Annotated in this window: 29 protein-coding genes; 8 read left to right on the top strand and 21 right to left on the bottom strand. The window is 70.3% G+C overall.

The window, feature by feature from the left end:
• Positions 1-6: 6 nt before the first annotated feature.
• From J5V16_RS07085 to J5V16_RS07125, 9 genes are all read right to left on the bottom strand, one after another.
• Complete coding sequence (locus tag J5V16_RS07085; RefSeq protein ID WP_208495377.1) at positions 7-1,053, bottom strand: DNA-directed RNA polymerase subunit alpha; 1,047 nt, start codon at positions 1,051-1,053, stop codon at positions 7-9.
• A 118-nt stretch (positions 1,054-1,171) separates the two neighbouring features.
• The gene (gene rpsK, locus J5V16_RS07090; RefSeq protein ID WP_091053358.1) at positions 1,172-1,570 is read right to left on the bottom strand and encodes a 30S ribosomal protein S11; all 399 of its coding nucleotides are present in this window, start codon (positions 1,568-1,570) and stop codon (positions 1,172-1,174) included.
• Between the two features lie 11 nt (positions 1,571-1,581).
• A complete protein-coding gene (rpsM, locus tag J5V16_RS07095; protein ID WP_208495378.1) occupies positions 1,582-1,956 on the bottom strand; it encodes a 30S ribosomal protein S13 in 375 nt (124 codons plus the stop codon).
• 170 nt (positions 1,957-2,126) lie between these two features.
• On the bottom strand, positions 2,127-2,243 hold the full coding sequence (gene rpmJ, locus J5V16_RS07100) for a 50S ribosomal protein L36 (protein ID WP_081913453.1): 117 nt from the start codon (positions 2,241-2,243) through the stop codon (positions 2,127-2,129).
• Positions 2,244-2,270: 27 nt separating this feature from the next.
• Positions 2,271-2,492, bottom strand: coding sequence for a translation initiation factor IF-1 (infA, locus tag J5V16_RS07105; protein ID WP_026929479.1), 222 nt, complete (start codon positions 2,490-2,492; stop codon positions 2,271-2,273).
• A 300-nt stretch (positions 2,493-2,792) separates the two neighbouring features.
• Entirely contained in the window at positions 2,793-3,398 is a 606-nt protein-coding gene (gene rpsD / locus J5V16_RS07110; protein ID WP_243900873.1) for a 30S ribosomal protein S4, read from the bottom strand.
• Between the two features lie 243 nt (positions 3,399-3,641).
• Positions 3,642-4,703 carry a D-alanine--D-alanine ligase family protein gene (locus tag J5V16_RS07115; protein ID WP_208495380.1) on the bottom strand — a complete coding sequence of 354 codons (1,062 nt, stop codon included), beginning with the start codon at positions 4,701-4,703 and terminating at the stop codon, positions 3,642-3,644.
• On the bottom strand, positions 4,700-5,701 hold the full coding sequence (locus tag J5V16_RS07120; RefSeq protein ID WP_208495381.1) for an NAD(P)H-dependent glycerol-3-phosphate dehydrogenase: 1,002 nt from the start codon (positions 5,699-5,701) through the stop codon (positions 4,700-4,702). Before J5V16_RS07120 ends, J5V16_RS07115 begins: the two co-directional genes overlap by 4 nt.
• Positions 5,702-5,712: 11 nt before the next feature.
• Positions 5,713-6,483 (bottom strand): lysophospholipid acyltransferase family protein, encoded by a 771-nt coding sequence (locus tag J5V16_RS07125; RefSeq protein ID WP_208495382.1) that lies wholly within the window; start codon positions 6,481-6,483, stop codon positions 5,713-5,715.
• A gap of 335 nt (positions 6,484-6,818) precedes the next feature.
• On the opposite strand from J5V16_RS07125, the gene J5V16_RS07130 reads away from it, so the two are divergent.
• The 4 genes from J5V16_RS07130 to J5V16_RS07145 all read left to right on the top strand — a co-directional run bounded on the left by J5V16_RS07130 (position 6,819) and on the right by J5V16_RS07145 (position 9,764).
• Positions 6,819-7,046, top strand: coding sequence for a hypothetical protein (locus J5V16_RS07130; RefSeq protein ID WP_208495383.1), 228 nt, complete (start codon positions 6,819-6,821; stop codon positions 7,044-7,046).
• 83 nt (positions 7,047-7,129) lie between these two features.
• Positions 7,130-7,360, top strand: a complete 231-nt coding sequence (locus J5V16_RS07135) for a cold-shock protein (RefSeq protein WP_243900874.1) — start codon at positions 7,130-7,132, stop codon at positions 7,358-7,360.
• 74 nt (positions 7,361-7,434) lie between these two features.
• The gene (locus tag J5V16_RS07140; protein WP_208495384.1) at positions 7,435-8,352 is read left to right on the top strand and encodes an NUDIX hydrolase; all 918 of its coding nucleotides are present in this window, start codon (positions 7,435-7,437) and stop codon (positions 8,350-8,352) included.
• Between the two features lie 128 nt (positions 8,353-8,480).
• Entirely contained in the window at positions 8,481-9,764 is a 1,284-nt protein-coding gene (locus J5V16_RS07145) for a D-arabinono-1,4-lactone oxidase (RefSeq protein WP_307792894.1), read from the top strand.
• A 128-nt stretch (positions 9,765-9,892) separates the two neighbouring features.
• Here the strand turns inward: J5V16_RS07145 and J5V16_RS24945 are convergent, their stop codons facing one another.
• The 3 genes from J5V16_RS24945 to leuC all read right to left on the bottom strand — a co-directional run bounded on the left by J5V16_RS24945 (position 9,893) and on the right by leuC (position 12,730).
• The gene (locus tag J5V16_RS24945; protein ID WP_208495385.1) at positions 9,893-10,447 is read right to left on the bottom strand and encodes an HU family DNA-binding protein; all 555 of its coding nucleotides are present in this window, start codon (positions 10,445-10,447) and stop codon (positions 9,893-9,895) included.
• A gap of 240 nt (positions 10,448-10,687) precedes the next feature.
• The gene (gene leuD, locus J5V16_RS07155) at positions 10,688-11,287 is read right to left on the bottom strand and encodes a 3-isopropylmalate dehydratase small subunit (protein WP_208495386.1); all 600 of its coding nucleotides are present in this window, start codon (positions 11,285-11,287) and stop codon (positions 10,688-10,690) included.
• A 15-nt stretch (positions 11,288-11,302) separates the two neighbouring features.
• Positions 11,303-12,730, bottom strand: a complete 1,428-nt coding sequence (gene leuC / locus J5V16_RS07160) for a 3-isopropylmalate dehydratase large subunit (RefSeq protein WP_208495387.1) — start codon at positions 12,728-12,730, stop codon at positions 11,303-11,305.
• Positions 12,731-12,797: 67 nt separating this feature from the next.
• Between leuC and J5V16_RS07165 the strand changes: the two genes are divergently transcribed.
• From J5V16_RS07165 to J5V16_RS25665, 3 genes are all read left to right on the top strand, one after another.
• Entirely contained in the window at positions 12,798-13,484 is a 687-nt protein-coding gene (locus J5V16_RS07165; RefSeq protein WP_344469158.1) for an IclR family transcriptional regulator, read from the top strand.
• A gap of 162 nt (positions 13,485-13,646) precedes the next feature.
• On the top strand, positions 13,647-13,841 hold the full coding sequence (locus tag J5V16_RS07170) for a PIN domain-containing protein (protein WP_208495388.1): 195 nt from the start codon (positions 13,647-13,649) through the stop codon (positions 13,839-13,841).
• Between the two features lie 36 nt (positions 13,842-13,877).
• Positions 13,878-14,054, top strand: a complete 177-nt coding sequence (locus J5V16_RS25665; RefSeq protein ID WP_332842092.1) for a PIN domain-containing protein — start codon at positions 13,878-13,880, stop codon at positions 14,052-14,054.
• Here J5V16_RS25665 and J5V16_RS07175 read toward each other — a convergent pair.
• From J5V16_RS07175 to hppD, 7 genes are all read right to left on the bottom strand, one after another.
• Entirely contained in the window at positions 14,051-14,836 is a 786-nt protein-coding gene (locus J5V16_RS07175) for a CHAD domain-containing protein (RefSeq protein WP_208495389.1), read from the bottom strand. The two genes, J5V16_RS25665 and J5V16_RS07175, sit on opposite strands and share 4 nt — an antisense overlap.
• A gap of 102 nt (positions 14,837-14,938) precedes the next feature.
• Positions 14,939-16,477, bottom strand: coding sequence for a histidine ammonia-lyase (gene hutH, locus J5V16_RS07180; protein WP_208495390.1), 1,539 nt, complete (start codon positions 16,475-16,477; stop codon positions 14,939-14,941).
• A 9-nt stretch (positions 16,478-16,486) separates the two neighbouring features.
• A complete protein-coding gene (hutI, locus tag J5V16_RS07185) occupies positions 16,487-17,632 on the bottom strand; it encodes an imidazolonepropionase (protein WP_208495391.1) in 1,146 nt (381 codons plus the stop codon).
• 304 nt (positions 17,633-17,936) lie between these two features.
• Positions 17,937-19,232 carry a formimidoylglutamate deiminase gene (locus J5V16_RS07190; protein WP_208495392.1) on the bottom strand — a complete coding sequence of 432 codons (1,296 nt, stop codon included), beginning with the start codon at positions 19,230-19,232 and terminating at the stop codon, positions 17,937-17,939.
• Positions 19,226-20,461: an allantoate amidohydrolase gene (locus tag J5V16_RS07195; RefSeq protein WP_208495393.1), complete on the bottom strand. Its 1,236-nt coding sequence runs from the start codon at positions 20,459-20,461 to the stop codon at positions 19,226-19,228. The genes J5V16_RS07190 and J5V16_RS07195 overlap by 7 nt, the downstream gene beginning before the upstream one ends.
• Before the next feature lie 33 nt (positions 20,462-20,494).
• On the bottom strand, positions 20,495-22,132 hold the full coding sequence (gene hutU, locus J5V16_RS07200) for a urocanate hydratase (RefSeq protein ID WP_243900875.1): 1,638 nt from the start codon (positions 22,130-22,132) through the stop codon (positions 20,495-20,497).
• Positions 22,133-22,146: 14 nt separating this feature from the next.
• Positions 22,147-23,310 (bottom strand): 4-hydroxyphenylpyruvate dioxygenase, encoded by a 1,164-nt coding sequence (gene hppD / locus J5V16_RS07205; protein ID WP_208495395.1) that lies wholly within the window; start codon positions 23,308-23,310, stop codon positions 22,147-22,149.
• Between the two features lie 161 nt (positions 23,311-23,471).
• Here hppD and J5V16_RS07210 point away from each other — a divergent pair, with 161 nt between their 5' ends.
• The gene (locus J5V16_RS07210; RefSeq protein ID WP_243900876.1) at positions 23,472-23,957 is read left to right on the top strand and encodes an Lrp/AsnC family transcriptional regulator; all 486 of its coding nucleotides are present in this window, start codon (positions 23,472-23,474) and stop codon (positions 23,955-23,957) included.
• Here the strand turns inward: J5V16_RS07210 and fahA are convergent.
• The gene (fahA, locus tag J5V16_RS07215; RefSeq protein ID WP_208495396.1) at positions 23,950-25,173 is read right to left on the bottom strand and encodes a fumarylacetoacetase; all 1,224 of its coding nucleotides are present in this window, start codon (positions 25,171-25,173) and stop codon (positions 23,950-23,952) included. The genes J5V16_RS07210 and fahA overlap by 8 nt on opposite strands.
• Positions 25,170-25,964 (bottom strand): hypothetical protein, encoded by a 795-nt coding sequence (locus J5V16_RS07220; RefSeq protein WP_208495397.1) that lies wholly within the window; start codon positions 25,962-25,964, stop codon positions 25,170-25,172. The genes fahA and J5V16_RS07220 overlap by 4 nt, the downstream gene beginning before the upstream one ends.
• Positions 25,965-25,988 lie beyond the last annotated feature (24 nt).

The raw sequence follows: 25,988 nt of genomic DNA on the forward strand, positions 1-25,988 counted from the left end.
AGCGGTTTAGAGCTCTTCGGTCTCGCGGAGATCTTCACCGTCTTCTTCGTACTCGTCGTGTTCGGCGACCGGCGACCCGCCGTAGGCCACAGCGGCCTCGCTCGGGTCGAAGGTGCCGGGCGAGTCCTTCAGGCTCAGGCCCATGCCGGCGAGCTTCATCTTGACCTCGTCGATCGACTTCTGCCCGAAATTCCTTATATCGAGCAGGTCGGCCTCGGTGCGGTTGATGAGTTCGCCAACGGTGTTGACGCCCTCGCGCTTGAGGCAGTTGTAGGACCGGACGGTCATGTCCAGGTCCTCGATCGGCAGGGCCAGATCGGCGGCGAGCTGCTGGTCGGCCGGGCTGGGCCCGACGTCGATGCCCTCGGCCTCGGTGTCGAGCTCGCGGTACAGGCCGAACAGCTCCACCAGGGTGGAGCCGGCCGACGCCAGCGCGGTGCGCGGCGTGGTGGACGGCTTGCTCTCGACGTCGACGGTGAGCTTGTCGAAGTCGGTGCGCTGCTCGACGCGGGTCGCGTCGACGGAGTAGGCCACCTTGAGCACGGGCGAGTAGATCGAGTCGACCGGGATGCGGCCGATCTCGTTGGTCTCGCCCTTGTTGGCCGGGGACGAGACGTAGCCCCGGCCGCGCTCCACCACGAACTCCATGTCGATGCGGCCCTTCGAGTTCAGGGTCGCGAGCTTGAGTTCGGGGTTGTGGACCTGCACGCCGGCGGGCGGCTGGATGTCCCCGGCGAGGACCTCGCCCGGGCCTTCCTTGCGCAGGTACATGGTGGCCGGCTCGTCGTTCTCCGAGGAGACGCAGATCTGCTTGACGTTCAGCACCAGTTCGACGACGTCTTCTTTCACGCCGGGAATGGTGGAGAACTCGTGCAGGACGCCGTCGATCTTGATCGACGTGACCGCCGCGCCCGGGATGGACGACAGCAGCGTGCGCCGCAGCGAGTTGCCGAGCGTGTAGCCGAAACCGGGCTCCAGGGGTTCGATGGTGAACTTGGAGCGGGTCGGGCTGATCTGCTGCTCGGTGAGCGTGGGCCGCTGAGTGATAAGCACTTTTCGGTGTTTCCTTCGTTCGGGGCGCCCGCTATTTGACGCCTAGACACTTGGACGTTGCCGTCGGCAAGGCTCGCAAGCTTCGCCTTGGCGGTGACGTTCTCCGCTGAAGCGGCCGTTAGACGCGGCGGCGCTTCGGAGGACGGCAGCCGTTGTGGGGCTGCGGGGTGACGTCGTTGATCGAGCCGACCTCGAGGCCGACGGCCTGGAGGGAGCGGATCGCGGTCTCGCGGCCCGAACCCGGGCCCTTGACGTAGACGTCGACCTTGCGCATGCCGTTGTCCATCGCACGGCGGGCGGCGGCCTCGGCGGCCATCTGCGCGGCGTACGGGGTGGACTTGCGCGAGCCCTTGAATCCGACCTGGCCCGAGGAGGCCCAGGAGATCACGGCACCGGTCGGGTCGGTGATCGACACGATGGTGTTGTTGAAGGTGCTCTTGATGTGGGCGTGCCCGTGGGGCACGTTCTTCTTCTTGGCGCGCGGGTTCTTGGAACCGCCGCGAGTCTTAGGTGGCATCAGCTGGTCTCCTAACGTGCCTTCTTCTTGCCCGCGACGGTCTTCTTCGGACCCTTGCGAGTACGGGCGTTGGTCTTGGTCCGCTGACCGTGGACCGGAAGGCCGTAGCGGTGACGGAGACCCTGGTAGCAGTTGATCTCGATCTTGCGGCGAATGTCCGCCTGCACCTCGCGGCGCAGGTCACCTTCGACCTGGTAGTGCTCTTCGATGTGGTCGCGGAGCTGCACCAGTTCTTCGTCGGTGAGGTCCTTGACGCGCTTGTCGCGGTCGAGGCCGGTCGCCGCGATCGTCTCAAGCGAGCGCGTGCGGCCGATGCCGAAAATGTAGGTGAGTGCGATCTCCAGGCGCTTGTCGCGCGGGAGGTCGACTCCAACCAGGCGTGCCATACAGGCGTACTCCTAGTGTTGTCGGAGGTCTGACCACTGCCTTCTCGCCGGGGTTCTGATTCCCCTGCCCTGATGGGCGATGCGAGCCCCGGCCTCCGAGCCGAGGGTTGTGCTGGCGCACTGGCGGCGGTTTCCCCTACTGGGGCCTTTCATTGCTGGCGTTGTGCTGCTTAGCCCTGACGCTGCTTGTGACGCGGGTCGGACGAGCAGATAACCATCACTCGTCCGTGCCTGCGGATCACGCGGCAGTTCTTGCAGATCACTTTGACGCTCGGCTTGACTTTCACGAGTCCTACTTACGTGTAGTCGTCAGGTCAGCGGTAGCGGTAGACAATCCGCCCGCGCGACAGGTCGTACGGCGAGAGCTCCACCACGACCCGGTCCTCGGGGAGGATTCGGATGTAGTTCTGGCGCATCTTGCCACTGATGTGGGCGAGTACCTTGTGGCCGTTGGTGAGTTCCACCCGGAACATAGCGTTCGGGAGGGACTCGACGACCTTGCCCTCAATCTCGATGGCACCGTCTTTTTTCGGCATGTCCTCCGCTACCGTGACAACTCGGTCTGAAAACCCCGCACCCATGACAGGTCGGAGCTACTGGCACGCCGACCCTAGGTCGGGTCGGCATTGGAATGGCGCGGCGCTTCGCCAACGGCGTCCGAGTGCACGGCGACACCCGAAGCGCATGGCTACCCACATGGGGACGCACTGCACCACTGAGCGAGTCTACTCGCGTCCCAATACCGCCTACCAGGGGGTTGACCGTGACGGAGGGCACTGGACAGAGAGCGGAGCGCCGCCCGGAGACCCGGGCGGCACTCACTGCTCGCTCGGGCGTTACTTCGAGTAGTACTCGACGATGAGCTGCTCGTCGCAGATCACGGGGATCTGCTTGCGCTCGGGCACCGAGAGGAAGCGGGCGATCAGGCCTTCGAGGTGGGCCTCGATGTAAGCCGGAGTCGTCTCGCCCGCCCAGGCGCCGGCGGCGGCCAGCTGGAACGGCGTGGTCTCGCGGGACTTCTTGCGAACCTGCACGAAGTCGCCGGCCTTGAGCCGGTAGGACGCGATGTCGACCTTGCGGCCGTTCACGGTGAAGTGGCCGTGGTTGACGAACTGGCGCGCCTGGTAGATGGTGCGCGCGAACCCGGCGCGGAGCACGAAGGCGTCCAGGCGGGACTCGAGCAGGCCGACCAGGACCTCACCGGTCTTGCCGGGGCGACGCGTGGCTTCGGCGTACAGGTTCCGGAGCTGACGCTCAGAGACGTTGTACTGCGCGCGCAGACGCTGCTTCTCGACGAGCTGGTTCTTGTAGTCCGATTCCTTCTTGCGGCCGCGGCCGTGCTGCCCCGGAGGGTAGGGACGGCGCTCCATGTACTTGGCGGCCTTCGGCGTCAGAGCGATGCCGAGGGATCGGGAAAGCTTGACTTTCGCCTTAGCTTGCAATGATCTCTCCAGTAATTCATGCGTTGCCTCGAACGACATACGAGGCATAATACGTCTCTGACCAGCAGAAACGCGTGAGTGTAGCGCGCTCAGGGATGCACCTGAAGACTGTCGCTCAGAAGCACAGTCAGGGCCTGGCGCGCACACGGTGATGCGAGTCCGGTGCCTCCCGGGGGAGGCGCCGTGGCTTCGGTCTTCTCGGGAAGGAACCTTCCCGAGGGAAGACTTCGGCACCCGACCAGGTTACGCGGCCTCTTTGCCGCCGCCCACCCGGGCTGCGGCAAGAGTGACCAGGCGCTCTACGAGCTCGCCGTACGAGATGCCGTAGGCGGCGAAGGCCTGCGGCACGCCGCTCATCGGTGTCATGCCCGGCATGGTGTTCACCTCATTGAGGTACACGACACCGTCCTCGCCGAGGAAGCAGTCGACGCGGGCGAGGTCGCGGCAGTCCAGGAGCCGGAAGACCTTGCGGGCGAGGGCCTGGGCCTGCTCGGCCACGCCCTCGGGGTAGTCGGGGTGGAGGTTGAACGGCTCGGGGTTGTCGAGGTATTTGGCGTCGAAGTCGAACCAGCCGTCCTCGCCCATGGCGAGCACTTCGAGCGGGAAGGTGATCTCGAGGTCGCCGTCCAGGGTCTCGACGACGCCCATCTCGATCTCGCGGGCGTTCCGGAAGGCCGCTTCGAAGACGACCTTGTCATCGACCTCGCGGGCCTTCGCCACCGCTTCGGCGAGTTCGGCGCCCGAGTTGACCTTGCTGATGCCGAGGCTCGAGCCGGCGCGCGCGGGCTTGACGAAGATCGGGAGGCCGAGCCTGCCGATGACCGCTTCGGCGTCGAGCTCCTCGCCGGGCTTGAGGACGTCGAACGCGCCCTGGGGAACGCCTTCGGCCGCGAGGAGCCGCTTGCTGAACTCCTTGTCCATGCACAGGGAGCTGGAGAGCACGCCGGAGCCGACGTACGGCGTCCCGGCCATCTCGAACAGGCCCTGGATGGTGCCGTCCTCGCCGTAGGGGCCGTGCAGGACCGGGAAGAGGACGTCGGCGACCGGCTGCGCGCCGGGGCCGAGGTCGATCGCGACGGCCTTGCCCGCTTCGGCGGTCACCTCGGGGAGGGCGTCGGGAGCGTCGATCGCGAACGTGACGTCGGGCGAGAGCTCGACCCATTCGCCGCTGCGGGTGATGCCGATGGTGGTGACGTCGAAACCCCTGTCGCGCAGCGCCTTGGCCACACCGGAGCCGGATGCGCAGGAGACGGGCTGTTCCACGCTGCGCCCGCCGAAGAACACGGCGACGGTCGGTTTAGTCATTTGTCGGACCTCAAACTGTCGGTTTCGGGTTTGGTCTCGCGTCCCATGAGTTCGGCGACCGCGGCTCTGGGGTCGAGTCCCTCGTGGCAGACCCGCTCCACGGCGTCGCAGATCGGCATCTCCACGCCCACTTTGCGGGCGAGGTCGGTGATGGAACGGCAGCTCTTGACGCCCTCGGCGGTCTGCTTGGTGACGCGGGCGGCCTCTTCGAGGGTCGCGCCGAGCCCGAGCTGCTCGCCGAAGGTGTGGTTGCGCGACAGGGGGGACGAGCAGGTCGCGACGAGGTCGCCGAGGCCGGCGAGCCCGGCGAACGTGGTCGGGTCCGCGCCCAGCCGCGTGCCGAGGCGGGTGGTCTCGGCCAGGCCCCGGGTGATGATCGTGGCCTTCGTGTTGTCGCCCATGCCCATGCCGGCGGCCATGCCGTAGGCGAGGGCGATGACGTTCTTGACCGCGCCGCCGAGCTCGCAGCCGACCACGTCGGTGTTCGTGTAAGGGCGGAAGTAGGAGGTCGTGACGGCCTTCTGCACGTCGACGGCCCGGCCGTGGTCGACGCACGCGACGACGGAGGCCGTGGGCTGCTGCTCGGCGATCTCGCGCGCGAGGTTCGGGCCGGACAGGACCGCGATGCGCGACTGGTGCGCCCCGGTGACCTCGGCGATGACCTCGGTCATGCGCATCGTGGTGCCGAGCTCGATGCCCTTCATGAGGCTCAGGAGCGTCGCGACCGGCTCGAGGTGCTCGGCCCACGCCGCGAGGTTGCCGCGCAGGGTCTGGCTCGGCACGGACAGCACCACGAGGTCGGCGCCGCGCAGCGCCTCGGCCGCGTCGGCGGTGGCGCTCACGAGGCCCGGCAGCTCGATGTCCGGGAAGTAGTCCGGGTTGCGGTGGCCGGTGTTGATCGCCTCGGCGACCTCGGCCCGCCTGGCCCACACCGTGACCTGCGTGCCCGCGTCGGCGAGGATCTTGGCGAACACGGTTCCCCAGGAACCGGCCCCCATGACGGCTGCTCTCACTCGGAAGACCCGCTTTCTTCAGTTCGCTGCTGCCGGGGGTCGAACAGAGGGGGTGCTTCCTGGCCGCGGATCTCGGCGAGGCCCGCGCGCAGGGCCTCCATGATCCTGTCGGTCACCTCGACGAGGTCGTCCCGCGTGGGTTCCTTGTCCCGCCAAGGGGAGAGGTCTACGGGCGGGAGCGCCCGGACGGTGACGGGCTTGCGGCCGAGCTTGAACTTGGGGTCGCGCTTGCGGTCGTGGATGCCGAGGGCGCCCCACTGCACGATCGGGATCACGGGCGCGCCGGAATCGAGGGCGAGGCGGGCGACGCCGGTCTTGCCGCGCATGGGCCAGCGGTCGGGCTCCTTCGTGACCGTGCCTTCGGGGGACATGATGACGACGTGCCCTTGGGCGAGTTCGCGTTCGAGGGTGCGCAGCGAGTCGGCCGCTTCGGCGCTGCCGCGCTTGACGGGGATCTGGCCGGTGCTGCGCACGAGCGGGCCGACCAGCGGGACGCGCAGGATCGACTCCTTGAGGAGGAACCGGGGGTGGCGGCCGGCGTTGTACACGTAGTGGACGACCAGGAGCGGGTCGATGTCCGAGTAGTGGTTCCAGACCAGGATCGCGGGGCCTTCGAGCGGGATGTTCTCCATGCCCGACCAGGACCGCCTGCTGAGTCCGAGCATGCCGCCTTTGACGATGTTGGCGTAGACGCGTACGTCGAAGCGGAGGGCGTCACCCCCGCGGCGGCGGAAGGTGTACTGCGCCTCGGGCCTCGGCTCGGTCACCTGTGGGCTCGCTTTCTCGGGGAGGGCCTCGGCCGCATAGGCTCGGCCTGTGCCGTCGTGTACGGGATCGTCAGTGCATTGCACTCTAACGCCCGCGCCACGCCCTTCAGGCGACGGTAAGCAAAGCGTGGGGTTTGACTCCCGCTGCGGGGTGGACCGCTACGTCGCGTGAACCCCCAGGTACACGACGCGCGGACCGGTACGCGCCGACCGGTTCCGGCGGTACCCGAGGGTTGCGCCGGATCCGCTATGATGTCAACATAGAGTCACAATGACATCTACCCTGCCGACCGGACGGGCCGGCTCGGATTTCGACTCGACTCGGAGTGAGTGACATGAACTGGCGTCTCTTCGGCTGGCTCGCGGCCCTGTTCGGCGGCGCGGTCCTCGCGGTCATCATCGTGGTGAACGTGATCCAATTCGTGCTCGGGGCGATCGGCGGCATCCTCGCCTTCATCTTCAACTTCGCCCTCTTCATCGCCATCGTCGGCGGCGTCGTCTGGCTCGGCCTCAAGGCCAAGAAGGCCCTCGGCGGCCGCAACAACCCCCAGATCCGGAAGTAGTTCCGGAAAAAGCGGCACAGCCGGAAGCAGTTCCGGAAAGGCAGCACAGCCGGAAGCAGTCGCGCCTGGAATTCGGAGCCCACATGGGCCAAGCTGGGACCATGCAGGGCACCGTCTCGAACTTCAACGAGGACACCTCAGGCGAGGTCGTCCTCGACAGTCCTTCTGAACTGAGCGGCCGCCGCGTCGGCTTCGACGCGGCGGCCTTCGCCGTCTCCGGCCTGCGGTTCCTCCGCGTCGGCCAGCGCGTCGACCTCGAGACCGACGCCGAAGGGCGCGTCGTCGCCGTCCGGATCCCCACGATGCGCGCCTAGGCGCGGCGGGCCGCGTTACCCCGCGCGAGTGGCACACTTCCCGCGATTGGGTGAGTCCCAGTACCGTATGAAGCGTGAGTGTGGAACAGGACACTGTCGGGAACGGGGCGCCGCAGAGGCAGATCGCCGCCGCTGGCGGCCTGTTGTGGCGCAACGGCGAGCGCGGCCTCGTGGAAGTGATCGCCGTGTGGCGGCCCAAGGTCGGGAACTGGTCGCTGCCGAAGGGCAAGCTCGACCCCGGCGAGCACCCGCTCACGGCGGCGTGCCGGGAGGTCGAGGAGGAGACCGGGATTCCGGTCATCCCGCAGATGCGGCTGTGCCGGGCCTCGTACGTGCTGCCCAATCCGGCGGGCGACGTGCTGAAGTACGTCGACTACTGGTCGATGCGCACGGAGAAGCCGGATGCGGCGTTCACCGCGGACGAGGAGATCGGCGAGCGGCGTTGGATCACGCTGGCACAGGCGCGGGAGACGCTGACGCGGCCGCGGGACCAGCAGGTGCTCAAGGCGTTCGCGGCGCTGCCGGCGGTGACCGCGACGGTGATCCTGGTGGCTCCCGCGGAGGTCGAGCAGGACTGGGACGGGCCGGAGGTGAGCCGGCCGCTGAGTCGGCGCGGCCAGGACCAGGCGGTGCGGGTGGCGGCGCTCGCGGCGCTGTACCAGCCGGACCGGGCGTTCAGCGCGACCGGGCGGGCGAGCGTGCAGACGGTGGAGCCGATCGCGCAGGCGGTGCGGTGCCGCCTCAGCGGGGACACGGCGTTCGACACCGAAGCGCACGAACGCAACCCTGAGCGCTCCAGCAACCGCCTCCGCGAACTCGCGGGCGGCGGCGGCACGGCGATCGTCTGCGCCGAGCCGGAAGTCGTGAGCGACACGGTCGCGATCCTCGCCGACGAAGACGGCGTGGAGACCCCGGACGTCTCGACGAGGCCGGGCGAGGCTTGGGTGCTGTCCCTCTCGGGCCGGAAGCTCGTGGGCGTGGAGCGCCTCTAGGAGGCCCGTCCCGGCCCTCGGGCGGCCTTCGCTCCTCTCACTGCGTTCGCGGTACCGTTGGCCGCCTCATTGCACCGTGCGCGCCGCAGCCCCCCTTGCGGGGCGCACTGACTAGGAGGAATGCCGCCGTGCCGGACAGAGCCCCCACCGCCCTGCAGAACTGGGCCGGGAACATCGCCTTCTCCCCCAGCCGCTTCGAGGCCCCCGCAACGCTCGAGGAGGCGCGCAAGGTCGTCGCCGCCGCGCCGCGCCTGCGCGTGCTCGGCTCGGGCCACTCGTTCAACGCGATCGCGGCCTCCGACGCCACGATGGTCTCCCTCGCGGGCATCGAGCCCGAGGTGGACATCAACGCCCTGACGGGCACGGTCCGCGTCTCGGGCTGGATCACGTACGCCGCGTTGAGCGACGCCGTGCACCGGGCCGGCTTCGCACTGCACAACATGGCGTCCCTGCCGCACATCTCCGTCGCCGGGTCGATCGCGACCGGCACGCACGGTTCGGGGGACCGCAACGGGAACCTCGCGACCGCCGTGGCCGCCGTCGAGTTCATCGGCCCCGACGGGGAGCTGCGCACGGTCGCGCGCGGCGACGCGGACTTCCCCGGTTCCGTGGTCCACCTGGGGGCATTGGGCGTCGTGCACGCGGTGACCCTGGATCTCCTGCCGGGCTTCGAGATGCGCCAGTACGTGTACGACGGCCTCGCGTTCGACCAGGCCGTGGCGCACTTCGACGAGCTCACCTCGTCGGCGTACAGCACGAGCCTGTTCACCGCGTGGGGCGCGGCGCCGGTGTTCCAGTACTGGGTCAAGCAGCGCACCGCCGACCAGACCCACCCGTTCCCGCAGGCGAACTGGTTCGGGGCGCCGCTCGCGGACGGGAAGCGGCATCCGGTGCCGGGCGTCGACCCGGAGGCGTGCACGGTGCAGCAGGGCCAGACCGGCCCGTGGCACGAGCGCCTGCCGCACTTCAAGCCCGAGTTCACGCCCAGCGCGGGCGACGAGCTGCAGTCGGAGTTCCTGATCGACCGGGCGGACGCGCCCGCGGCGCTGGAGGCGCTGGCGGGGATCGGGGAGGCGCTCGGCTCGGTCGTGCAGATCTGCGAGGTGCGCACGATGGCGGCGGACGACCTGTGGCTCTCTCCCGCATTCGGGCGCGACACTGTGGGCCTGCATTTCACTTGGGTGAGTGACTTCTCGGCGGTCGCTCCGGTGATGGCGGCGGCGGAGGCGGCTTTGGAACCGTTCTCACCGCGGCCGCATTGGGGCAAATTGTTTTCGATACCAATGAGTGATGTCCGCTCGCGTTATCCGCGAATGGGCGACTGGGAGAAACTTCGCGCTCGTGTCGATCCAGAGGGGAAGTTCGCCAATGACTTCTCGGACGCAGTCGCGGGCGGTGCCGCGAACGAGTGAAGCGTGCCGTCTGAGGCACCCTTCCGTGTAAAGCAGCGAGGGCATTCAGGTGGTTCCTGAATGCCCTCTTCCCCGTGCGAGTCGGACGGGTGCCTCACCGTGCCCCGAACCGGTTCGGGGCCGCGGCATCAGCGTCCGCGCCTCGTGGTCTTCTTCGCCGCGGTCTTCTTCGCGGCGGGCTTCGCCGCGGTCTTGCGCACGGCCTTCTTCGCGGTCGCGGCCTTCTTGGCCGTCGTCTTCTTCGCCGCGGTCTTCTTGGCCCCCACGCGGCTCGTGGCGGTCGACCGGGTCGCCGTGGAGGCGGCCCGCGTGGTCTTCTTCGCGGTCGTCTTCTTGGCCGTGGTCTTCTTCGCGGTGGCCTTCTTCGCCGGCGCGGCCTTCTTGGCGGTCGCGGACTTGGCGGCCTTGCGCTTGCCGGTCACGAGCTCCTTGAAGCCGGTGCCGGGGCGGAACGCGGGCACGACGGTCTTCTTGACCTTCACCGCTTCCCCCGTGCGCGGGTTGCGCGCCATGCGAGCGGCCCGCTGGCGCTTCTCGAAGACGCCGAAACCGGCGAAGGAGACTTTCTCCCCTTTCACCACCGCGCGCTGTATCTCGTCGATCGCGACATCCACGACTTCTTTCGCGGCGGCCCGGTCGCCAGTGCGTGCGGCGATCCGTTCGACGAACTCTGCCTTGTTCACGAGTCCTACCCTCCCGATAGTCCTTGAAGCCATACCAGCTTGTTAAGCGCACGTTATGACGTTTCGAAAGCGAACGCAACTGTTTCCGCGAAAATAGACCCGTTGTGTCGCAGGGAATTTTTATTCAGGTGCCCGAAATCGACGCTCGCAACCCCGTTGGGAGGGACCCGAACACGCCTGGAGCCGGTGGCATCGCCACCGGCTCCGTACGTGAGGTCTAACTGGATCGGCCTGCGGACACTAGACCTGAACGGGGAGAGTCCTAGGCCGCCAAGCGTCCCGGTTCGACTCGAAGCCCGCGATCTTGTCCTCGTCGCGCAGCGTCAGGGCCACGTCGTCGAGCCCTTCCATCATGCGCCAGCGCAGGAACTCGTCGAACTCGAAGCCCCAGGTGCGGTCGCCCGCACGGACTTCGCACGCCACGAGGTCCACGGTGATCTCCGACTCCGGGTGCGTTTCGGCCAGCAGCCACAGCTCCTCGACGGCCGCCTCGGGCAGCTCCACAGTCAACAGACCGTTCTTGAGCGAGTTGCCGCGGAAGATGTCTCCGAAGCGCGGGGCGATGACCGCCTTGAACCCGTAGTCCTTCAGTGCCCAGACGGCGTGCTCGCGCGAGGAGCCGGTGCCGAACTCGGTGCCGGTGACCAGGATCGTGGCGTTCGCGTACTCGGGCTGGTTGAGGAGGAACTTCTCGTCCTCGCGCCACTCCGCGAACAGGCCGTCCTCGAAGCCGGTCTTGGTGACCCGCTTGAGGTACACGGCCGGGATGATCTGGTCGGTGTCGACGTTCGAGCGCCGCAGCGGCGCGACGCAGCCGGTGTGGGTCGTGAACTTGTCCATGATTCCCTGCCCTTCCTACAGATCCGCCGGGCTGGCGAGGTGGCCGGTGACGGCCGTGGCGGCGGCGACGGCCGGGCTCACCAGGTGCGTGCGCCCGCCCTTGCCTTGGCGGCCCTCGAAGTTGCGGTTCGAGGTGGAGGCGGCGCGCTGGCCGGGCGTCAGCTGGTCCGGGTTCATGCCCAGGCACATCGAGCAGCCCGCGAAGCGCCAGTCGGCGCCCGCTTCGATGAAGACCTTGTCGAGGCCTTCGGCGATGGCCTGCTCGCGGACCTTCGCGGAGCCGGGCACGACCATCATGTTGACGCCTTCGGCGACCTTGCGGCCCTTGATGACCTCGGCGGCGGTGCGCAGGTCCTCGATGCGGCCGTTGGTGCACGAGCCGAGGAAGACGACGTCGACGCCGATCTCGCGCATCGGCGTGCCCGCCTGGAGGCCCATGTACTCCAGGGCGCCCGCGGCGGTGGTGCGCGCGATCGGGTCCGCGAAGTCCTCGGGCGCGGGGACGTTGCCGGAGAGCTCGACGCCCTGCCCGGGGTTGGTGCCCCAGGTGACGAACGGGCTCAGGGAGGCCGCGTCGATGACGATCTCCTTGTCGAAGACGGCGCCCTCGTCGGTCTTGAGCGTGCTCCAGTACTCGACGGCGGCGTCCCAGTCCTCGCCCTTGGGCGCGTGCGCGCGGCCCTTGACGTAGGCGGCGGTCTTCTCGTCCGGCGCGATCATGCCGGCCTTGGCGCCCCACTCGATCGACATGTTGCACACCGTCATGCGGCCTTCCATCGACAGCTCTTCGATGGCCTGGCCGCGGTATTCGACGATGTGGCCCTTGCCGCCGCCGGTGCCGGTGATGGAGATGACCTTGAGGATCAGGTCCTTCGCCGAGACGCCTTCGGGCAGCGAGCCGTTCACGGTGACGGCCATGAACTTCGGCTTGGCCTGCGGCAGGGTCTGCGTGGCGAGCACGTGCTCGACCTCGCTGGTGCCGATGCCGAACGCGATCGAGCCGAACGCGCCGTGGGTCGAGGTGTGGGAGTCGCCGCACACGACGGTCATGCCCGGCTGGGTGAGTCCCAGCTGGGGTCCCACGACGTGGACGACGCCCTGGTTCTCGTCACCGAGCGAGTGGATGCGGACGCCGAATTCCTCGCAGTTGGCGCGGAGCGTCTCGATCTGCTTGCGGCTGGTCGGGTCCGCGATGGTGAAGAGGTTGTCGGTGGGCGTGTTGTGGTCCTCGGTCGCGATCGTGAGATCGGTCCGGCGGACTTTGCGCCCGGCCTGCCGCAGGCCGTCGAAGGCCTGGGGGCTGGTCACCTCGTGGAGGAGGTGCAGGTCGATGTAGAGCAGGTCGGGTTGCTGGCCGCCCGTGCGTACCACGTGGGCGTCCCAGACCTTCTGCGCGAGGGTGCGCGGTGCCGTTCCCTCGGATTCGTGTGGTGTAGGTGACATCTCTGTTCCCAGTCGTTGGACTTCTCGAAATATGGGAGGTAATGTTCAGCTCGTGAGAACGAATACTATCAGCGGAGTCGGCGTCCTTGACAAGGCGGTGCTCATCCTCACGGCTTGCACCAACGGCGCCAGCCTGGCTGAGCTCGTGCACGAGACCGGACTGCCCAGGGCCACGGCCCACCGGCTCGCGCAGGCCCTCGAAGCCCACGAGATGCTGCAACGCGACCACGAGGGCCGCTGGCGCCCCGGCCCGAAACTCGGCGAGCTCGCCGGGTCCACGGCCGACGTCCTCCTCAGTGCCGCCGAACCGGTGCTCAACCTCCTCCGCGACCAGACGGGCGAATCGACCCAGCTCTACCGCAGGCGGGCCGACGAACGCGTCTGCGTGGCCGCCGCCGAGCGCGCCTCCGGGCTGCGCGACACGGTGCCCGTCGGCGCGGGCCTCCCGATGACGGCCGGCTCGGGCGCGCAGGTGCTGCTCGCCTGGGAGCCGCCGGAGGGGATCCTGCCGCTGCTGCCCAAGTGCCGCTTCTCGTCGAAGACGCTCGCCGAGGTCCGGCGCCGCGGCTTCGCCCAGTCGGTCGCCGAGCGCGAGCCCGGTGTGGTCAGCGTCTCGGCCCCGGTCAGGGACAAGACCGGCCGCGTCGTCGCCGCCATCTCGGTGTCCGGCCCGATAGAGCGCCTGGGACGCCGCCCGGGCGACCGCCTCGGCATGGCCGTCATCCGAGCCGGCCAGAAGCTCTCCGGCCTCTAACCCCTTTCATCGTGAACCCCTCAACGGCCCGGCGGTCGCAGACCGCCGGGCCGTTCCGCATACTGACGAGAGGCCGCTCACAGAGCCGCGACCGCAGGCCGCGCCCGACACCTCCGATCTCCGCGCGGAACTGCCGCGCGAACGGGATCTGGGGTTCGACCTGTGAGGTACCTGCTCGACACCAACGTGCTGAGCGAGCCGCGCAGGCCCGAACCGGACCAGGGCGTCATGCGCTGGTACGACGCTACGGCCGACACCGACATGCATTTGAGCGTCATGACGATCGGCGAATTCCGGAAGGGCATGGCGCGGCTGCGCCACAAGGACTCCGAACGCGCCGCGACCCTGGCGCTGTGACTTGACCACCTGCTCGCTCCGTACGCGTCGCGCGACCTGCCCGTCACGCCTGAGGTCGCGAACGTCTGGGGCGAGCTCAACGACCCCGGCCCATTGCCGATCATCGACGCGTATGTCGCTGCCACCGCGATCGTCCATGACATGGTCCTGGTCACCCGCAACGTCGAGGACTTCGAGCAGACCGGAGCACGCCTGCTGAACCCGTTCGGTTAATGCTCCGCCAGCACCGCTTCCGCCTTCGCGAGGTGCTTGGCGTAGGCGCGGTGCTCGCGTTCCAGGACCGGGGAATCAGGCGCGTGGACCTCGAGGTAGCGGATCGCGACCACGTCGTCCTGGCAGCGGCCGAGCACGTTCTGGACCTTCTTGGCGTCGGCGGCGACCGCCGCGGCGCTCTCGCCGAGGACCAGGGCGGCCTCGGCGGTGTAGCGGGCCCGCTTGGCGGTGTTGCGGGCCGCGTGGCGGGCCCCGTCCGGGTCGGGCGAGGACGCGATGGCGGCCAAGGACGCCGCCAGGTCCAGGCGGGCGGCCTCGACGATCGGCGCGAGCACGTCCTCGGCGGGCTGTCCTGCGGCTTCGGTGAAGACGGGGGCCTCGGCCATGCGTCCCGCGGCGGCCAGCAGGTTCGTCGTCCGCTCGCGGGAGCAGGCCTCGATCAGCGGCTCGTAGGCGAGGCGCTCCTGCTCGGCGAGGGCCTCGAACCAGTCGGGCCGGTCGTCGCCGAGCCGCTTGGCGAAGCGCGTGCGCAGCACCTCGAGGTCGCGCACATGCCCGAGTTCGGTGGCGAGCCAGCGCAGGCGACGCCGCCTCAGCGGCGGCTCGGCGTACAGGCCCGGGTAGGTCTGCAGGAGCGAACGCAGCCGCCGGGTGGCGACCCGCATGCGGTGCACCGCGTCCGGTTCGCGGCGCATCACCGGTTCCCGGCTCTGGCGCAGCGTCTCGGCCTGCGAGATGAAGTAGGCGTGCACTGCGCTTGCGGCGCTTGGTGTCTCGGACATCGGCCCTCCCCGGTCGACAGGCCTCTCATTAGACAGCACGGCGCCCCGCCACCGATCCCGGGAGCGGGGCGCTGTGGTTCGCGGTGTTCCCGTTCGGGTCCGCTAAGCGAGCGGGCCGACCGCGGCTTCGATCTCGGCTTTGAGGGCGGGGCCTTCGATGAGGTGTTTGACCTGTTCGATGACCGGGGCGAGGAACTGGTCGGGGCCGGGCTTGCCGGCGATCGGGGCGACGGCGGCCGTCGCCGCGCGGGCGGCCGGGGACGGGATGAGCGGCAGGCGCAGCTGGAGCCCCTGGGTCGCGGCGAGCATCTCGACGGCGAGAAGGGTGGCGAGGTTGTCGAGGATGGTGCGGAGCTTGCAGGCGGCGGCCCAGCCCATCGAGACGTGGTCCTCCTGCATCCCGGAGGTCGGGACCGAGTCGACCGAGGCGGGGGCGGCGAGGCGGCGGTTCTCCGCGACGATGCCCGCGGCCGTGTACTGGGCGATCATGAGCCCGGAGTTCACGCCCGGGTCGGGGCTGAGGAACGCGGGCAGGCCGCGGTTGCGGGTGACGTCGAGCAGGCGGTCCACGCGGCGCTCGGAGATCGAGCCGACGTCGGCCGCCGCGATCCCGAGGAAGTCGGCCGCGTAGCCGAGCGGCGCACCGTGGAAGTTCCCGGTCGACTCGACGCGGCCGTCGAGCATCACCACCGGGTTGTCGACGACCGAGCGCAGCTCCTGGGCCGCCACGGTCTCGGCGTAGGCGAGCACGTCGCGGGCCGCGCCGGCGACCTGCGGGGCGCAGCGCATCGAGTAGGCGTCCTGGACGGCGTGCGCGAGGTCGTTGCGGTGGGAGTCCATGACCTCGGAGTCCTGCAGCAGCAGGTGGATGTTCGCGGCGCTCTTCGCCTGACCCGGCTGGGGCCGGATCGCCTGCAGTTCGGGCTGGAACGGCCGGTCCGAGCCGAGCATGGCCTCATTGGACAGTGCGGCGCACACGTCGGCCATCGCCAAGAGGTGGCGCAGGTCGGCGACGGCCAGGATGAGCATCCCGAGCATGCCGTCGGTGCCGTTGATGAGCGCCAGGCCTTCCTTGGACGACAACGTGATCGGGGTCAGGCCCGCGCGTTCGAGGACCGGGGCGGCCTCCAGGCGGGTGCCGTCCGCGCCGCGGACCCAGCCTTCGCCCAGCATGACCAGCGCGCAGTGCGCGAGCGGCGCGAGGTCGCCCGAAGCACCGAGTGAGCCGTGGCGCGGGACCCACGGCGTGATGTCCGCGTTGAGCAGCGCGGCGAGCCCGTCGGCGACCTCGGGCCGGACCCCCGAGCGGCCCATGGCGAGCGAGCGCAGGCGCAGGAGCATCATCGCGCGCACGACCTCGTCCGGCATCGGGTCGCCCACGCCGGCCGAGTGCGAGCGGATGAGAGCGTGCTGCAGCTCGGCGCGGCGCTCAGGGGCCACGAAGGTGTTCGCGAGGGCGCCGAAACCGGTCGAGACGCCGTACACGGGACGGCCTTCGCGCTCGATGGCGTCCACGATCGCCCGGCTCGCGGCCATGGCCTCGCGGGCCTCGGCGTCGATCACCACACGGGCGCGGTCGCGGGCGACCGCGATGACCTCCTCGGGGGTGACCGGGACCGGCTTGATGTGGACAGTGGACATCGTTCCTCCTCAACTCATGACGACGCCGTCGTGGACGACCGTGCCGACTAGGGGCGTCCCGGGCCGGTAGGCCAGATGGACGTGGCTGGGGGCGTCGAGCACGACGAGGTCGGCGCGCGCACCGACCGCGATGCGCCCGATGTCGTCACGGCGCAGCGCGGCGGCGCCGCCGGCAGTCGCCGCTTCGAGCGCCTCGGCGGGAGTCATGCGCATCTCGCGGACGGCGAGCGCGATGCAGAACGCCATGCTGCTGGTGAAGGACGAGCCCGGGTTGCAGTCGGTCGCGAGGGCGACGCGGGCGCCCGCGTCGATGAGGCGGCGCGCATCGGGGTACGGGGAGCGGGTCGAGAACTCGGCCCCCGGCAGGAGGGTGGCGACGGTGCCGGAGTTCGCGAGCGCGTCCACGTCCGCGTCGGTGAGGTGCGTGCAGTGGTCGGCGGAGGCGGCGCCGAGCTCGACGGCGAGCCGCACCCCGGGGCCCGCGGTGAGCTGGTTGGCGTGGACGCGCAGGCCCAGACCGGCTTTCGCGCTCGCGGTGAGCACCGCGCGGGCCTGGTCGCCGTCGAAGGCGCCGCGTTCGCAGAACACGTCGGCCCATTTCGCGTGCGGCGCGCAGGCTTCGAGCATGGGGCCGGCCGCGAGCGCGGTGTACTCGTCCGGGTCGACTCCAGTGGGGACGGTGTGCGCGCCGAGATACGTGGTCTCGGCGGTGAACTCGCGGGCGATGCGCAGCGAGCGCACCTCGTCCGCGACGGTGAGCCCGTACCCGGATTTGATCTCCACGGTGGTCGTGCCCTGGCGGAGCATTTCGCCGGTGAGTCGGGCGCAGTTCTCACGCAGGCCCTCGTCGCGCGCGAGGCGGGTCGCAGCGACGGTGGTGCGGATGCCGCCGCCGTCGTAGGGCTCGCCGCTCATGCGGGCGTTGAACTCCGGGGTGCGGTCGCCCGCGAAGACGAGGTGGGCGTGGCTGTCGACGAAACCGGGGATCACGGCCCGGTCGCCCACGTCGAGGTATTCGTCGGCGGCGGGCCGGTTGAGCCGGTGGCCGACCCACGCGATGAGACCGTCCTCGATGACGACCGCGGCGTCATAGTGGACGGTGCCTTCGTCGTCGGCGGTGAAGAGCTCGCCGATGCCGTCGATCAGGAGGCTCATCGCAGGCCCTTTCTGTGAGCGGCCGCCGCCGTGAGGCCGGCCGTTGCGGCGCAACGGTCCGTGGCGGCGACTCGCGCAGCCGAGCGCAGCGATGTCAGGAGGTCATGCCCACAAGCGCTCGATCTCGGCCGCGAGTTCGGCGCCCGCGTCAATGCGCAGGCCCTCGGCGACGATGCGGCGCAACGGTCCATCGCGGCGGCGCGGGCGGCCGAGTCGCCGCTGAGCCGGCGTTCGCCTCGTGTCCGGGGGAGGCGGCGCGCCGATCGCGAGTGCCCGGTCCGGCGGGCGCCGAGATGCGAGGCGGTCATGCCCACAGCCCCTTGATCTCGGCGGCGAGTTCGGCGCCCGCGTCGATGCGCAGGTGCCGGCCGTCCGCCACGATGCGGCGGCCGTCCGCGACCACGTCGGTGATGTCCGCGGCGGTGGCGGCGTAGACCACCCCGGACGGGTCGATCCCGGCGGTGCGCGGCGAATCGAGGCCGACCGTGACCAGGTCGGCCCGCGCGCCGACCTCGATGCGGCCCGCGTCAGCCCAGCCGAGGCTGGCGTGGGCGGTCATCGCGTCGAGCAGCTCCGCGGCGGTGAACCGGCCGCGCTCCTCGCTGACGAGCCGCTCGTGCATCTCCACCGCGCGCGCCTCCTCGAACATGTCCACAATGGCGTTACTGTCGGTGCCGAGCGAGAGCCGCACGCCCGCTTCGGCGAGCGCCCGCGCCGGGCCGAGGCCGTCGGCGAGGTCGCGTTCGGTCGTGGGACAGAAGCACGCGGTCGTGCCCGAGCGGCGCAGCAGGTCGATGTCGTGCCCGGCCAGGTGGGTGGCGTGGACGGCGGTGAGGTCGGGGCCGAGGAGGCCGCAACGCTCGAGCAGTTCGGCGGGGCTGCAGCCGTGTTCGAGGCGGCAGGAGGCGTTCTCGGAGCGCTGCTCGGAGAGGTGCACGTGGACCGGGCGGCCCTCGGTCGAGCACGCGAAAGCCGTGATCGCCTCCTCCGGGACGGCCCGCACCGAGTGCACCGCGCCGCCGATCACCGCGTGGTCGGGCGGGCTGAGCTTGTCGACGCGGTCGAGCCAGGCCTCCAGGCTCCCGTCGCCGAACCGCCGCTGCGCCGGTTCGAGCGGCAGCCCGAACCCGCCCGCCAGGTACAGCGTGTCGAGCAGCGTGATCCGGATGCCCGCGTCCGCGGCGGCCTGGATCAGCGCCTCCCCCATGGCGTTCGGATCCGAGTACGGCCGCCCGCCCGGCGAGTGGTGCAGGTAGTGGAACTCCCCCACCGCCGTGATCCCGGCCAGCGCCATCTCGGCGTAGACCGCCCGCGCCAGCCGGAAGTACGAGTCGGGGTCGAGTCGCTCCGACAGGGCGTACATGCCTTCGCGCCAGGTCCAGAACGTGCCCGGCCCGGCGTGGGTGCGTCCGCGCAGAGCCCGGTGGAACGCGTGCGAGTGCGCGTTCGCGAACCCCGGGAGCGTCACGCCCGCAAGGACGTCGCCGCGCGGGCGGCTGCCGGGCTTGACCGAGGCGATGCGGCCGTCGGCGACCTCGATCGCCACCGAGTCGGCCGGGCCGGCCGGGAGCACGGCGTGCTCGGCCCAGAACGTCAGCACGCGAGGTCCCGCAGCACGGCCGCGAGCGCGGCGGCGCCCGCGGCGCAGTCCTCGTCGCTCGCGGCCTCGCCGGGCGCATGGGAAACGCCGGTCGGGTTGCGCACGAACAGCATCGCGGTCGGCACATGCGCGGAGAGGACGCCCGCGTCGTGGCCGGCGGCGGTCGGCACCACCGGCGCGCCGCCGAGGAGTTCGGCGACGCGCTCGCGCAGGTCGGCGTCGAACTCGACGATCGGGGACTCGGACTCGGCGCTCATCGCGACCTCGGTGCCGTCACGACCGGCACGTTCGGTCACTTTGGACTCGAAGCCGCTCAGGATCTCACTGAGGACCGCCTCGTCGGGCGCGCGCACGTCGAGCCAGGCCGTGACGGTGGAGGCGATCGCGTTGGTGGCGTTCGGCTCCGCCTCGACCCGGCCGACCGTGGCGACGCCGCCGGCGAGGCGGGCCTCCTTGCGGGCGGCGAGGACCGCGAACGCGAAGGTGAGCATCGGGTCGCGGCGGTCGGGCAGGCGCGTGGTCCCGGCGTGGTCGGCGACCCCGGTGAAGGTGACGCGCCAGCGGCCGTGGGGCCAGATCGCGCTGGCGACGGCGACCGGCGACTCGCCGCCGTCGAGGGCGCGGCCCTGTTCGATGTGGAGTTCGATGAAGGCCGCGATCCGCTGGAGCCGTTCGGGGTCGGGTCCGATGAGGTCGGGTTCGGCCCCGGCGGCGTTCATGGCCTCGGCGAGCGTGGTGCCGTCGGGGTCGGTGAGCGCGCGGGCGCGTTCGGGGTCGATGGCGCCGGTCATGAGGCGGGAGCCGAGGCAGGGGACGCCGAAGCGCCCGCCTTCCTCTTCGGTGAACGCGGCGATGCCGATGGGCCGCTTCGGTTCCGCGCCGGCGGACCGGAGTGCGTCGATCGCGAGGAAGCCGGAGACGATGCCGAGCGGGCCGTCGTACGCGCCGCCGTGCGGGACGGAGTCGAAGTGGCTGCCGGTGAGGACGGCACCGTGCGGGTGGGGCGCGTCGGGGTCGATGACCTGTTCCTTCGCCGCGTCCCACCAGGCGTAGAGGTTGCCGTTGCGGTCCTCCTCGTAGCGCAGGCCGCGCCGCTTCGCCTGCGTGTGGAACCACTGACGCAGCTCGAGGTCGGCTTCGGTCCAGGAGAACCGCAGGTAGCCGCCCGAGTCGGCGCGGCCGATCGGCTCGATTTCATTCCAAAGTCGACGGAATTCGCCCGTGTCCATGTCAATCCCCGTTCACAGATGCGGCCGCCGGTTTCAGGACTCCCTCACCGGCACGCGAATGCCGTGGTCCTCCGCGACCGCCTCGGCCTCTTCGTAACCGGCGTCCACGTGCCGAATGACGCCCATGGCAGGGTCGTTCGCGAGGACCCGCGCGAGCTTCTCGGCCGCGAGCGCGGTCCCGTCGGCGACGGTGACCTGCCCGGCGTGGATGGAGCGGCCGATGCCGACCCCGCCGCCGTGGTGGATCGAGACCCAGCTGGCGCCCGAGGCGGTGTTGACGAGGGCGTTGAGCAGCGGCCAGTCCGCGATCGCATCCGATCCGTCCTTCATGCCCTCGGTCTCGCGGTAGGGGCTCGCGACCGAGCCGCAGTCGAGGTGGTCGCGGCCGATCACGATGGGGGCCTTGACGATCCCCTCGGCGACCAGTTCGTTGAAGCGGACCCCGGCGATGTCCCGTTCGCCGTGGCCGAGCCAGCAGATGCGGGCCGGAAGGCCCTGGAAGGCGACGCGTTCGCGCGCGAGGGTGATCCAGCGGCGGAGGCTGCGGTTCTCGGGGAAGAGGTCGAGCACGGCCTGGTCGGTGGCGGCGATGTCCGCCGGGTCGCCCGAGAGCGCCGCCCATCGGAAGGGGCCCTTGCCTTCGCAGAACAGCGGCCGGATGTACGCGGGCACGAACCCCGGGAACGCGAAGGCGCGCTTGCAGCCGCCGAGGAAGGCCTCGCTGCGGATGGAGTTGCCGTAGTCGAAGACCTCGGCGCCGGCGTCGAGGAAGCCGACCATCGCGGCCACGTGGTAGGCCATGGACTCCCTGGCGCGGTCGGTGAAGCCGTCCGCGTCGGCCCTCGCGAGCTCGGCCGCCTCGGCGTGGCCGACACCGGCGGGCACATAGGACAGCGGGTCGTGCGCGGAGGTCTGGTCGGTGACGACGTCGATCGCGACGCCGCGCCGCAGCAGCTCGGGGAAGACCTCGGCGGCGTTGCCGACGACGCCGATCGACTTGGCCTCGCCGCTGCGCTTGGCGGCCTCGGCCTGCGCGGTCGCGTCGTCCAGATCGGACGCGACCGCGTCGAGGTAGCGGGTGCGCACGCGGCGTTCGAGCCGCTCGGGGTCGACCTCGACGATGAGGCACACGCCGCCGTTCATCGTGACGGCGAGCGGCTGCGCGCCGCCCATGCCGCCGCACCCGGCCGTCAGCGTGATCGTCCCTTTGAGACTGCCACCGAAGCGTTTTTCAGCAACGGCCGCGAACGTCTCGTACGTGCCCTGCAGGATGCCCTGCGTGCCGATGTAGATCCACGAACCGGCCGTCATCTGGCCGTACATGGTCAGGCCCAGCGACTCGAGCCGGCGGAACTCGGGCCAGGAGGCCCAGTCGGGCACCAGGTTCGAGTTCGCGATGAGCACGCGCGGCGCCCACTCGTGGGTGCGCATGACGCCCACGGCGCGGCCGCTCTGCACCAGCAGCGTCTCGTCAGCTTCGAGGGTGAGGAGCGTGCGCAGGATGGCCTTGAGGTCGTCGCGGCTGCGCGCGGCCTTGCCGGTGCCGCCGTAGACCACCAGGTCCTCGGGGCGCTCGGCCACCTCGGGGTCGAGGTTGTTCTGGAGCATCCGGTAGGCCGCCTCCGCCTGCCAGGTCTTGCAGTGCAGGTCGATGCCGTGTGGTGCGTGCATGTATCGCCTCTCCGTCACAGGTTGCCGCGCTTCGCCTGTTCCTTCTCCAAGGCCTCGAAGAGCGCCTTGAAGTTGCCTTTGCCGAAGCTGAGCGAGCCGTGCCGCTCGATGATCTCGTAGAACATTGTCGGACGGTCCTGCTGCGGTTTGGTGAAGATCTGGAGCATATAGCCGTCCTCGTCGCGGTCGACCAGGACGCGCCGCGCCTGCAGCTCCTCGATCGGCACCCGCACCTCGCCGATGCGCTCCCGCAGCTCAGGGTCCTCGTAGTAGGCGTCCGGGGCCTCCAGGAACTCGACGCCGCGCTCGCGCATGGCGTCGACGGCCGCGAGGATGTCGGTGGTCGCGAGCGCGATGTGCTGGACGCCGGGGCCGCCGTAGAACTCGAGGTACTCGTCGATCTGGGACTTCTTCTTGCCCTCGGCCGGCTCGTTGATCGGGAACTTGATCTTGCGGGTGCCGTTGGCGACGACCTTGCTCATGAGCGCCGAGTACTCGGTGGCGATGGCGTCGTCGACGAACTCGACGATGTTCGTGAAGCCCATGACCCGCTCGTAGTAGCCGACCCACTCGCGCATCCTGCCCAGCTCGACGTTGCCCACGACGTGGTCGATCGCCTGGAAGAAGCGCTTCTCGGGCGGCGCGACCATGGGCTCGGCGGCGACGAAGCCGGGCAGGAACGGGCCGTCGTAGCTGGACCGGTCGATGAGGACGTTCCGGGTCTCGCCGTAGGTGCCGATCACGGCGCGGCGGACGGTGCCGTGGTCGTCGGTGAGGTCGTGCGGCTCCTCGACCGGTATGGCGCCCTGCTTGATCGCGTGCTGGTAGTTGGCGTCCACATCGGGCACTTCGAGGGCGACCTCGACGACCCCGTCGCCGTGGGCGGCGTAGTGCCGGGTGGCCTCGGCCTCGGCGGTGACGCCGCCGGCGAGGACGAAGACGACGCCGCCGGACTTGAGCGCGTACTCGGCGTGCTCGCGGTAGCCCTGCTCGGGGCCGCGGTAGGCGACCAGGGTCATTCCGAACGCGGTGGAGTAGTAGTGGGCGGCCTGGCGGGCGTTGCCGACGTAGTAGCGGACGTGGTCCCAGCCCTTGATCGGGAAGGCGTCCTCGCGGATGTCGTGCTCCACGGCTCCGACCAGATCGGCGTCGCTGGAGCGGTTGGCAGTGTCGACCATGGCGGCCTCCTCGTCAACAGTGCGCGTTCCCGGCTCGCAAGCGTCGCCGGACGAGCGGTCGACTTGATCATTGTTCAGATCCTGGGACTGGGCAAGCAGTAGGCACACGGCTGGGCAACTTGCGCAGATCTTCCAGAATGACTGCGCATACACTGGTCAATATGACCAAGGAAGTGGGCATCGACGCGCTCGACGCCAGACTCATCGAACTGCTCGAGGCCGAGCCGCGGATCGGGGTGCTGGAGTGCTCGCGGCGGCTCGGCGTGGCGCGCGGGACGGTGCAGGCGCGGCTCGACAAGCTGACGGAGCGGGCGGTGGTGCGCGACTTCGGGCCGCGGGTCGAGCCCGCGGCGCTCGGCTATCCGGTGACGGCCTTCGTGACCCTCGAGCTGCGGCAGGCGGTCGGGCACGAGCACATGGCGCAGCGGCTCGCCCGGATCCCGGAAGTGCTTGAGGCGCATACGGTCACGGGCCAGGGTGACATGCTGTGCCGGATCGTCGCGCGCACGAACGCCGAGCTGCAGGGCGTGATCGACCGCGTCCTCGCCAGCGAGGGCGTCCAGCGCGCCACCACGGTGATCGCCCTGGCCGAGCAGATCCCCTACCGGACGCTGCCCCTGGTCAAGCAGGCGGCGGACCTCAGATGACCGCGGGCAGGATCGTGCCCGAGACCTCGCCCAGGCCGATCTCGCCGCCGTTCACGCTCCGCGCGGTCGCGCCGATGACGACCGTGTCGCCGTCCTCGAGGAACTGCCGCTCCTCGCCCTCGCCGACCGCGACCGGGTCCCTCCCGCCCCAGGTCAGCTCCAGGAACGAGCCGCGCTGGTCCGGCTCGGGGCCGGAGACCGTCCCAGAGGCGAACAGGTCGCCGGTGCGCAGCGACGCGCCGTTCACGGTCATGTGCGCGAGCATCTGCGCCGGCGTCCAGTACATGCCCGCGAACGGCGGCCGCGCGACCTCGGTCCCGTTCCAGCGCACCGACATCCGCAGGTCGTACCCGAACCGCGCGGCCTCCTGCAGGTAGGCCAGCGGTTCCGGGTCCTGCAGGGGCGCAGCGGTCTTCGCGCCCGCCAGCGCGTCGAGCGGGGTGACCCAGTGCGCGATCGTGGTGGCGAAGGACTTGCCGAGGAACGGCCCGAGCGGCACGTACTCCCAGGCCTGGATGTCGCGGGCGGACCAGTCGTTGACGAGGACCGCGCCGAACACGTGCTCGGCGAAGTCGTCCGGGCTCACCGGCGTCCCCAGCTCGGAGCCGACGCCTACGACGAACCCGACCTCGGTCTCTATGTCGAGGCGCGCGCTCGGCCCGAACTCGACCGGTGCGTCCTTCGACTTGCGCTGCCCGCGCGGGCGCACGATCGGCGTCCCCGACGGCACGACGGTCCCGGCCCGGCCGTGGTAGCCGACCGGGAGGTGCTTCCAGTTGGGCAGCAGCGGATCCGAGTCGGGGCGGAAGAGTCGGCCGAGGTTCGTGGCGTGCTCCTCGGAGGCGTAGAAGTCCACATAGTCCGCGACGTGGAACGGCAGGTGCATGCGGGCCTTGGCGACCGGCGTCAGGAGGGTCGCGGACTGGTCCTGGTGGCGGCGGTCGCTCAGGAGCTCGGTGAGCTGGTGGCGCACGAGCCGCCACGCGGGCGGGCCCATGGCCATGAAGCCGTTCAGGGCGTGCTCGTGGAAGGCGGGCCGGATCCAGGGCAGGAAGAACGTGCCGGTGGCGAGCGCGCGCAGGTCGAGGACCTGGTCGCCGATGCGCACGCCGATGCGCGCGGCGGGGTCTTTGGCGGTGGAGAAGACGCCGTACGGGAGGTGGTCGAGGCCGAAGGGGCCGTCGTCGGCCCCTTCGACCCAGCTGGTGGCGGTCATGCGGGGTCTCCTCGGTGCAGCAGCCGGAGGCGGGTGAGGTCGGCGAGCGGTTCTTCGATGCTGCACGAGCCGTACCCGGTCCAGAGGGCGCGGGGGCGGTGCAGGACGCGGCGGGCGCGGTCGGCGAGGTCGAGTTCGTCGGTCTCGGCGAGGGTCCGGGCCAGCGCTTCAGTGGGGGCGCCCTGGGCGGCCTCGGCGGCGGCGACCAGCACGTTCAGGAAACCGTGGTGCTCGAAGCCGGTCTCGGGGTCGCGGTGGCGCACGGCCTGGTGGAGACCGGCGGTGAGCTTGAACCGGAGACCGCGGAGGCGGCAGCCCGCGATCGTCTCGGCGAGCGTCTCGGGGTCGGGGAAGAACTCGGCGGCGAGGCCGCCGGTGCGGAACTTCGGGGTGAAGCCGGTGGCGCGCACGGCGTCGAGGGCGTCGGGGCCGAACGGCAGTTCGGCGTAGACGGGCTTGCCCCAGGCGGGCGCGGTCTTCGCGAGGTGCTCGAGGGCGTGCCGGGACTCGTAGTGGACGACGGTGACCTGCGGCGGGAGTGCGGCGACGTCGTGTTCGACCTGCTCGAGGTCGCTGTCGACGACGACGCCGATGGCGAGTTCGCCGCGTCCGGGTTCGAGGTCGGCGAGGCGCGACTGGGGCACGAGCAATGGCCCGATCATGGCCTCGTACCAGGACTGGCGGTATCCGCGGTGGGCGGGTACGGCCGCCGCCATGGGCGCGCTGCCGGGCGGGAAGAGCGCCGCGTCGTCGATGAGGCCCCGCAGCATCGCGGGTATCGGTCCGGCCATGTGCCGAGCCTAGGGCCTTTCGGC

Source organism: Glycomyces niveus, assembly GCF_017592475.1.
Lineage (GTDB): Bacteria > Actinomycetota > Actinomycetes > Mycobacteriales > Micromonosporaceae > Glycomyces > Glycomyces niveus.